This window comes from Nostoc sp., from assembly GCF_036917315.1.
GTDB lineage: Bacteria > Cyanobacteriota > Cyanobacteriia > Cyanobacteriales > Nostocaceae > Nostoc.
This window is the reverse complement of sequence record NZ_JBALDR010000051.1, coordinates 286,325-294,461: the sequence shown is the minus strand read 5'-3', so window position 1 is coordinate 294,461 and position 8,137 is coordinate 286,325. Positions and strand designations below refer to the sequence as shown.

Below are 8,137 nucleotides of genomic sequence, written 5' to 3'. Positions count from 1 at the left end.
GTGGATGAACGAGTATCTGAGGTGGATTCATCCAGTTCAAAGGTGGATGAACGAGTATCTGAGGTGGATTCATCCAGTTCAAAGGTGGATGAACGAGTATCTGAGGTGGATTCATCCAGTTCAAAGGTGGATGAACGGAGTTCTGAGGTGGATTCATCCAGTTCAAAGGTGGATGAACGGAGTTCTGAGGTGGATGAATAAGTATATTTATAATTTTTGTGGGCATTGCTTATCATTCGCTCAAACCCATGTGTTTACATTGTAGGCTGGTCTAACCTACAGTTGTATCCTGAACAAGGGTTTTAGCTATGCAGTCTAGAAATTTATTTCCGGGCAGTTAAACAACGCAGATATTTAAGCTTACCTACTAGTTTGCAACTAGTAGCTCTGTGCAAAAATTTTTCGCCACATTTTCCTGTACTTGATTCACAATCATAGAAACAAACTCGTCAAAGTCGAATGGCTTAAGTAAATATTTTTCAAACTCCACATCTGGAATTTGGTCACAAGTACCTGTGGTAGATGTTGAAGTCACAATGATTGGGATATGCTTACCATTGTCTGCCTCTATAGCATTCAATGTATTTAGCAATGTATAAATACTTTCACCTAAAAACCTAATTTCACTGGTAATAATGTTGGGTGTGAACCAACTCAGGGTTTCTAAAGCTTCTTTTACGGAACCAGCGGTAATTACATTTGCGCTTAGGTCTTTGAGTAAAAAAGCATACAAATCTCTACTATCGCGATCGTTGTCTACAACGAGTACTTGTACACCTTTGAGTATCCCAACTGCCAAGCAAAAGTCATTGATTAAATTCATAATAAGACCTGCGATTAAGACTTTAAGGGCAAAGCGATCTGAAAAATCCTTAGTCTTAAGGAGACGAGACAAACGGATAGGTAAAATAAAGAGTAGTAGAGAACCACTAAATGGTTATAATTACTAGGTTCTGTTCTTATACTATGAGCGGCTGTTGTTTGATTTCCTAAATGAATTGATTAACTACGACACAAAACGTAGAAAAACTTTTCAAAAAAGGGCGCGGGATGTTACCTCCAAAAATTTGTGGTTCAATTAACTGAAAATAGCTGTAAACGATTAATCAACAAAACTATTCCCATTCCCTGTCCTCAAGTTCTTTCTGAAGCAATAATAAGGTGGCTTCAATTTCTTGCCTGATAGCAAGGGTTACTTCGCAATTGCTATGCAGGCAATCGAGTCGTAACTGATTAGCATCATAGTAACGTTGTAACACTTGCTGTTGTTCAATGCTAAAGTCCCACTGGTGCTTAATGTTTCGATAATTAATCACCGTTGTCTTTAACTGTTCAGCCAAGGTTGAATAGTTCGTCTGCCACCACAGTTCAAACCGTTTTTGACTTTGACGAGAATTGGGAAATTCGTCCGAGAGTTGTTGCAGAGATTTATAAAGTCCAGCATCCAGAACAATGCCGAGAATGCTTAAGAGAGCATCTCCACAGGTGTGGATATGGGCAAAGTCCTCATCCCGTTCTAGGTATGACGCTTAATCGAACGACCACTAAAAAACCGCCAAATCGGTTGTCTAGTCTTGAGATTGACTTCTACGGCTAGATTGTCTTGTGTCCACCCCTTGAGAGCAAATGCCCTTTTAGCCTCTTGAATTCCAGTAAGTGATGCTTAGAGCGATCGCTTGACCATAGGACAAAAACCCTACTCCTCAAATCATGGACTTTAACTTTTATTAATATCTGCAATCTTATAGTTGTTTCTATGATAATAACATTCTACTCGTTTAAAGTTATACAAAACCCCAGAGTATACTTTCGTTTTTTTAAACGTTTTTTTAAACTTTTATATTGAAATCAAACGTTAGACATTGATTTTATACATTTCAACCTTTCGACGACCAAGCGACTAGAAGTCGCCGTTACACGAGACTTTACCTGCCTCCGCAGGTTGAAAAACCTTGATTTTGCGTTAGTTTGCGTGGTGCGAGACGGTGTTCGCGTTCGTTTGTATAGCCGCGATTTCTAATCGCTAGGGCTAGGTGCATGATGTGAGTTAAGGCAAGAGACGCGATGAATCGCATCTTTAGCGATCTAGAATTTTCATCAAAAAACTTTAACCGAACCGTATTGCCCTAACCCCCTCCTCCCCGCAAGCGAGGAGCTCGATCTGATATGCTTTATATGACTAGAAAACGCTATATTAGCCCTGCAATTAATTACAAGGTTAATATAGTAGAAGTTTTATTTATTTTACTTTTTTAAAACTACATGGAAAGAATTTAAATACCCATTAATAGTTTTAGCTAATGTCTTCTGCTGTTTTTTTGTAGTTATTGCCATTACTTGATATAGTCTTCCTTCGGCAATATACATTCTACTTTTAGTAATTTTCCCTCCAGAATTGATGTACTCAATTTCTTTGCCGGGATGATTATTGTAACTACGAATGTTTCGTTGACTAATTAAATTACTTTTCGTAGTCTTTAAAGCCATATCCCGTGCATTATTAAGTACAGCTTGAGGATCGGCCATTTGACCGTAACTATAAGGAAAATCATTGTAAGCAACTATGTATGCTACTTCCTGTTTTGGTGGTTGAGCGGCAAATATTTCTAAGGTAATTTCTCCCATGTAAGTTTTTTGGGATTCGGTATTTCTGCTGGGGTTTCCCGGCATCAAAATTGTAAAACGCCCATCTGGAGCGGTGAATAACTTCCATTTTGGCTGCACGGGTTGAGAAACCTTTGGTTTGACAACAGCTACCGGATGTTTCGGTTGACGCGCTTCCACAAGAACAGAGCCACCACAAACAAAGGTGGCGGCTATTAGTGGCAACAGACTTTTAACTGTCATATTTTTTGCCCTTTGAGATGCCGATCTCACTGATGATGCCAGCTGTTATAACCTAGCAGCACATAAAGCAGCACCAATTAGGCCGACTTGTGAGTTGAGGATAATATACACGGGGATCTCTTCGAGGAGGCGGCGCATCCTACCTTTTTGGGTGAAATTTAATAAGAAACCGCTGTTTTGGATTAAGGGCAGGATTTTAGGCGCAATTCCACCAGCAATGTATAAGCCACCGTAAGGTAGGAGTTTCAGGGCAAGATTGCCGGCTTCTGCACCGTAAGCCTCTATAAATAATTGCAAAGTTTGTTCCGAGAGGCGATCGCGTTTTTCTAGTGCAGCCGTACCAATGACAGCACCGGGATCGACACTTTTCTCTTCTTGTCCGGCTTCTTGTTCCCAAGTTCTAACGATTTTGGCGATATCTGGTGATTCGGCGGCAAATTTGCGATCGCGCAGAAATTGGTAAATTGCTACAATACCCATTCCAGAAACTACGCGTTCTACAGAAATGCGCTGGATATCATGTTTACCCAGCAGGTATTTCAATAGTTGAAACTCGATCTCGTTGCGAGGGGCAAAGTCAGCGTGTCCACCTTCTGAAGAAAAAACTTGATAGTCATTTCCCTGTCTAATTAAAAATCCTTGGCCTAAACCAGTACCAGCACCAATAATTGCAATCGGGGCTTCGGGTTGAGATTTGCCAACTTGCAACGTTAGCAAGTCTTGTTTTTCTAAACCTAAAATGCCGTAGCCAACGGCGGCAAAGTCGTTAATCAAAGAAATGTGCGGGATACCCAATTCTTCTTGTAGACGTTCGGTATCCAAGAACCAGACTAAATTGGTCAGTTTGGCAGTATTTTTGACAATGGGACCTGCGATCGCAAAACAAGCCTTTTCTGGTTTAGGTGTATTAGCTTTGACCAAAAACTGCTGCACTATAGGTACTAAATCAGAAAAATCAGCACTGTGGTAACTTTCCTGATAAATAGTATGTAAAGCTGGTGAATCTGATGTTTCAACCAATCGCAGAATAGTTTTCGTCCCGCCGATGTCTCCTGCTAGTAACAAAGTCATAGAATTTATACGTGAATTAATTACTTTTTTTGTAAGATATACCCAACGTACCAGAAGCCATGAACGCAAATCTCTATCAAAGGTTTAAGCAAATCGAATAACTTCTTCTATGTGGGTTAAATGGGAAGTATCTCCCGTTAGTTCTAATAACCATTCTGGGTCTTGGCGTACCACTTTTACCAGAGAACATAAAGAAGCTTTAACTTCTGTTTTGGCAATGTCCCCTACTAGCCCCATTGCTCCGCCCAACACAGATGCACCATGCGCCACTAGCAGGATATCCTCTGGGAAGAACTCAGTAGCTAAACATCTAGCAGTTTGCCCAGAACGTTCTCGCACTTTTTCGTGAGTTTCAGGAAATTTTGCGGCGATGCGCGAGGTATAGCTGCTGTCAATTCTGGGGAATAACTCTGCTAATGCTGGAGTTGAGAGTCTTTCGGGTTCTTCCGTCATCCAAACTGGATTTAGCCATTCACTCAAACCTGTTTCGAGTTTAATCGGCAAGTTGAGCATTTCTGCAACTGCGTTTGCTGTTTGTACGGTTCGCAGGAAAGGAGAAGCGAAAATATGACCAATATTTTCTTTTTTCAATCGTTTTGCTAACTGTTGTGCCTGCACCATACCATCATCAGACAAGGGTGGATCGTAGCGTCGTTCGGCGGTGAGAAACCAATCAGGGTTTACGAAATCGAGGCGGTTAGCGTGTCTTGCTATCCAGACTATTTGACTCATGGGTTTAATGATTCCGGTGAATAGAATTCGCCGCTAAACAAATATATAGATATCTGCAAGGAGGCCTGCAAATATTAATATAGGACAAAAATCGTAATAATATTTAATAATACTAATGATTAGTAAAAGTTATAAGTATAAATTAGTTTAAAATTGTGTAAAGAACTCAAATGTAAGTACCAGACTGGGACGGTTCAAACCAAACTCCACGCTCAATAACTGATAGTAGATGGCTGACGGTAATTGTTTTGAGTGTGCCGTGACGTTTGCGATAGTAACATTCAAAAAGTAGAGAAAATAAATGTGGTTCTTCGTGGAAGTAATGGTAAAAAACAAACCCCTGCCAATCTATGCCAAACTGTTCAGCAATTTTACAAAATAGTGCATCAACATCATCACCATCTATTTTGAGGTCTTCCCGAAGCCGTGTATTAAGAGTAATATCTTTTGTTTGCACACCCAGTTCATTAGAAAGAATTGTTGCAAGTTGGTTAAATTTATCTGTAAATGACATAAGCTTTTTAGGCGATAAACTTCAGTAATCATCACCCTAAATAAGCTTTTTTAACTCGCTCATCACTAATTAATTCTGATGCTGCGCCTGTTAAATAATTTATTTGCGAAACTCATCCCAAAGTTCAAAAAACCTATGGAATGCTTCTACCTCAGATTCAGTTGAATTGATGATGAATAAATACCAACCTATAGCGTTACCCATGTGATAATTTTTGCGTAACCATTTATCAAACTTTTCTTCTAGATCGCAATTGAGTTGCTCTACTTCAGGGATATTGTGTTCAACAATTGCTATATTATAACCAAGGAGCAAAGCCTGTAGCGCAGTTAAAGATTTCTTACCTAGATACAGACCAGGACGCGAACGCACTTTATTAAGGAAATCTTCAAATGTTGAACCCTTAAATAATGTAAACATTAATATAGTATTTACCCTAAATAAGCTTTTTTAACTCGTTCATCATTAATCAATTCTGATGCTGCACCTGTTAAAGTTATAGAACCAGCCTCTAGAACATAACCGCGATCGGCAATTTGTAACGCTAAATTCGCGTTTTGTTCAACTAACAGAATAGTCACGCCTGTAGCACGGAGATTTTCAATAATTGAAAAGATTTCCCGGACGATCGCAGGTGCTAAACCTAAGCTAGGCTCGTCTAAAAGTAAGAGTTGTGGTTTACTCATGACAGCACGTGCGATCGCTAACATTTGTTGTTCGCCACCGCTGAGGGTTCCTGCTAGCTGATTGCGTCTTTGTGACAAGCGGGGAAATAGCTCAAATTGGCGCTGAATATCTGCTTTGATCTCAGCTTGATTGGAGCGAATATAAGCACCCAAAAGTAAATTATCAAATACAGTTTGTCGCGCTAATACTCTGCGTCCTTCAGGACAATGGGCGATACCAAGTTGTACAACTTCGTGAGTTTGGCGGCGGTTAATATTATGTCCATTATAGATAATTACACCACTTTTAGGATTAACTACTTTAGATATGGCGCGGAGTGTAGTAGTTTTACCAGCACCATTAGCACCAATTAGAGTAACTACCTCACCTTTTTGAATAATTAAATTAATCTTTTTTAAAGCTTGGATACCACCATAATTTACATCAAGTTCTTGAACTTCTAAAATTGTATAGTTTGGCTTACTATCGGCTTTCATCGGCGGTTTACATCCAGAAATGTTGATTCAAAATCTAAGATACATCAATCATACATTTCTTAAAACAGTGCGTAGACATTGCTTCAACTTCAAACCAACGCCATAATACCGCAATCTTTATGATGTACCATTAATTACTGATAAAGATATTCAAGCGTCCAGTGGCAAAAGTAGCAGATATTGGTAGCAAAGGACTAATTAATTTAGCTCCCGATGCATGGGTAAAGTGGGTGACACAACGTCCTGAAGTCGTGGCGAAAGAAATTCTCGGCTCTGAGTTTCACTGGATTAGCCGCGAAACAGATGTGTTAGTGAAAGCATACAGTGCTACTCACGGAGATTTTCTCGTACTCAATGAACTACAACTGCGTTACACAACACAGATGCCTCTACGGATGAGAACCTATGCAGCCTTGGCACAAGAACGCTACCGATTGCCAACTTACCCAGTACTGATCAACATTTTACCGCCTTCATCCAGCTTAACTATTGTCAGTAGTTACGAGCAGGAATTTTTGGGATTACGTGCTATCCAAGATTATCGCACGATCAATTTGTGGGAAATCGATGTTGAAATAGTGTTTGAGCAACCACTACCATCGTTGTTACCCTTTGTGCCAATTCTGCGAGGAGGGGGAGAGGTATCAGTTGTGCAACGCGCATTACAGGCGCTACGAGACGATGAACAGTTGAACCAATTAGAATCATTGCTGGCATTTTTTGCTAGCTTTGTTTTAGACACGCCTTTAGTGCAACAAATCATGAGGTGGGATATGGCAGTATTGCGAGAATCGCCTTGGTATCAAGAAATTGAGCAAAGAGGTATTCAGCAGGGTGCGCTACGGCAGCTAATCCGGGTATTGGAACAACGCTTTGGTGAAATTCCCCATGAGGCAGAAATAAGGCTTGAGGGTAGGAATGTGGAGCAATTAGAAACTTTAATGGATAGCGCGATCGCTGTGAGTTCTTTAGACGAATTTTTGGTAGTTTTGTCTACGTAAATTCATTCATTTCCCAAGTAAGCTTCAATGACAGCCGGATCGTTTCTGACTATAGATGGTTCACCCAAAGCAATTAATTGACCAAAATCTAATACAGCAATGCGATCGCACAAACCCATAACCAATGGTACATGGTGTTCTATAAGGACGATCGTCAAATTGAAGTCATTGCGGAGGCTGCGAATAAATTCACTCAATTGCTGCTTTTCATTTGGGTTCATTCCCGCCGCCGGTTCATCGAGGAGTAAAATTTGAGGTTGTAATGCCAAAGCGCGGGCAATTTCTAGCCGTCGCTGATCGCCGTAGGCAAAATTTTTGGCTTTTTCGTCAGCGCGATCGCTCAATCCCACCAAATCTAATAAATCTAAAGCTTTTTGCTTAGTTTTTAATTCTTCACGAGGTGCTGGTGGTAATCCCAAAACACCTGTAATCATATTACTTTTAGTGTGTAAATGTCGGGCGATTATCACATTTTCTAAAGCCGATAATTCCCCAAACAAGCGGATATTTTGAAAGGTACGGGCGATACCTAAAGCAGCAATTTGATGGGGACGCAGTTGAGAAACTTCTGCACCTTGATAAATTAAGTTACCGCTAGAAGGTGGAATGAAGGCAGTAATTAAATTAAACAGTGTTGTTTTGCCAGCACCATTAGGGCCAATTAATCCAAAAATCTCATGTTGATTTACACTAAAAGATACATTATTGACCGCCACTAAACCACCAAAGCGGCGAGTTAATGCTCTTGCTTCTAAGACAATATTGCTGTTAGCTTTTGAAATACTATGTGACATTTGTGCATATTATTA

At 40.1% G+C, this 8,137-nt stretch carries 12 protein-coding genes; 2 read left to right on the top strand and 10 right to left on the bottom strand.

The features are described 5' to 3' along the window. The 3 genes from V7K84_RS25370 to V7K84_RS25360 all read right to left on the bottom strand — a co-directional run. Window positions 1–236 (bottom strand): hypothetical protein (locus tag V7K84_RS25370; RefSeq protein WP_334842130.1); only part of this gene is annotated, 236 nt, incomplete at its 3' end. Between the two features lie 131 nt (window positions 237–367). Then, window positions 368–823: a response regulator gene (locus V7K84_RS25365; RefSeq protein WP_334842128.1), complete on the bottom strand. Its 456-nt coding sequence runs from the start codon at window positions 821–823 to the stop codon at window positions 368–370. 292 nt (window positions 824–1,115) lie between these two features. Beyond that, entirely contained in the window at window positions 1,116–1,424 is a 309-nt protein-coding gene (locus V7K84_RS25360) for an NACHT C-terminal helical domain 2-containing protein (protein WP_442940992.1), read from the bottom strand. Here V7K84_RS25360 and V7K84_RS25355 point away from each other — a divergent pair. Continuing rightward, a complete protein-coding gene (locus tag V7K84_RS25355) occupies window positions 1,319–1,597 on the top strand; it encodes a hypothetical protein (RefSeq protein ID WP_334842125.1) in 279 nt (92 codons plus the stop codon). The two genes, V7K84_RS25360 and V7K84_RS25355, sit on opposite strands and share 106 nt — an antisense overlap. 647 nt (window positions 1,598–2,244) lie before the next feature. Here V7K84_RS25355 and V7K84_RS25350 read toward each other — a convergent pair. From V7K84_RS25350 to V7K84_RS25325, 6 genes are all read right to left on the bottom strand, one after another. Continuing rightward, complete coding sequence (locus V7K84_RS25350; RefSeq protein ID WP_334842123.1) at window positions 2,245–2,847, bottom strand: hypothetical protein; 603 nt, start codon at window positions 2,845–2,847, stop codon at window positions 2,245–2,247. 45 nt (window positions 2,848–2,892) lie between these two features. After that, window positions 2,893–3,918, bottom strand: coding sequence for a glucokinase (locus tag V7K84_RS25345; protein WP_334842122.1), 1,026 nt, complete (start codon window positions 3,916–3,918; stop codon window positions 2,893–2,895). A gap of 84 nt (window positions 3,919–4,002) precedes the next feature. After that, a complete protein-coding gene (locus V7K84_RS25340; protein WP_334842121.1) occupies window positions 4,003–4,650 on the bottom strand; it encodes a histidine phosphatase family protein in 648 nt (215 codons plus the stop codon). A 166-nt stretch (window positions 4,651–4,816) separates the two neighbouring features. Next, a complete protein-coding gene (locus V7K84_RS25335) occupies window positions 4,817–5,164 on the bottom strand; it encodes a DUF1493 family protein (RefSeq protein ID WP_334842119.1) in 348 nt (115 codons plus the stop codon). A 99-nt stretch (window positions 5,165–5,263) separates the two neighbouring features. Next, window positions 5,264–5,584, bottom strand: coding sequence for a hypothetical protein (locus V7K84_RS25330; RefSeq protein WP_334842118.1), 321 nt, complete (start codon window positions 5,582–5,584; stop codon window positions 5,264–5,266). A gap of 11 nt (window positions 5,585–5,595) precedes the next feature. Next, window positions 5,596–6,327: an ABC transporter ATP-binding protein gene (locus V7K84_RS25325; RefSeq protein WP_334842116.1), complete on the bottom strand. Its 732-nt coding sequence runs from the start codon at window positions 6,325–6,327 to the stop codon at window positions 5,596–5,598. Window positions 6,328–6,488: 161 nt separating this feature from the next. On the opposite strand from V7K84_RS25325, the gene V7K84_RS25320 reads away from it, so the two are divergent. Next, the gene (locus V7K84_RS25320) at window positions 6,489–7,328 is read left to right on the top strand and encodes an Rpn family recombination-promoting nuclease/putative transposase (protein ID WP_334842113.1); all 840 of its coding nucleotides are present in this window, start codon (window positions 6,489–6,491) and stop codon (window positions 7,326–7,328) included. Between the two features lie 2 nt (window positions 7,329–7,330). Here V7K84_RS25320 and V7K84_RS25315 read toward each other — a convergent pair whose 3' ends face one another. Then, window positions 7,331–8,122, bottom strand: a complete 792-nt coding sequence (locus tag V7K84_RS25315; RefSeq protein WP_334842110.1) for an ABC transporter ATP-binding protein — start codon at window positions 8,120–8,122, stop codon at window positions 7,331–7,333. Window positions 8,123–8,137 lie beyond the last annotated feature (15 nt).

Bases quoted from the DNA above. Each gene is read 5' to 3' on its own strand.
- V7K84_RS25365 (WP_334842128.1), bottom strand. From the start codon at position 823: ATGAATTTAATCAATGACTTTTGCTTGGCAGTTGGGATACTCAAAGGT.
- V7K84_RS25350 (WP_334842123.1), bottom strand. From the start codon at position 2,847: ATGACAGTTAAAAGTCTGTTGCCACTAATAGCCGCCACCTTTGTTTGT.
- V7K84_RS25345 (WP_334842122.1), bottom strand. From the start codon at position 3,918: ATGACTTTGTTACTAGCAGGAGACATCGGCGGGACGAAAACTATTCTG.
- V7K84_RS25340 (WP_334842121.1), bottom strand. From the start codon at position 4,650: ATGAGTCAAATAGTCTGGATAGCAAGACACGCTAACCGCCTCGATTTC.
- V7K84_RS25335 (WP_334842119.1), bottom strand. From the start codon at position 5,164: ATGTCATTTACAGATAAATTTAACCAACTTGCAACAATTCTTTCTAAT.
- V7K84_RS25330 (WP_334842118.1), bottom strand. From the start codon at position 5,584: ATGTTTACATTATTTAAGGGTTCAACATTTGAAGATTTCCTTAATAAA.
- V7K84_RS25325 (WP_334842116.1), bottom strand. From the start codon at position 6,327: ATGAAAGCCGATAGTAAGCCAAACTATACAATTTTAGAAGTTCAAGAA.
- V7K84_RS25315 (WP_334842110.1), bottom strand. From the start codon at position 8,122: ATGTCACATAGTATTTCAAAAGCTAACAGCAATATTGTCTTAGAAGCA.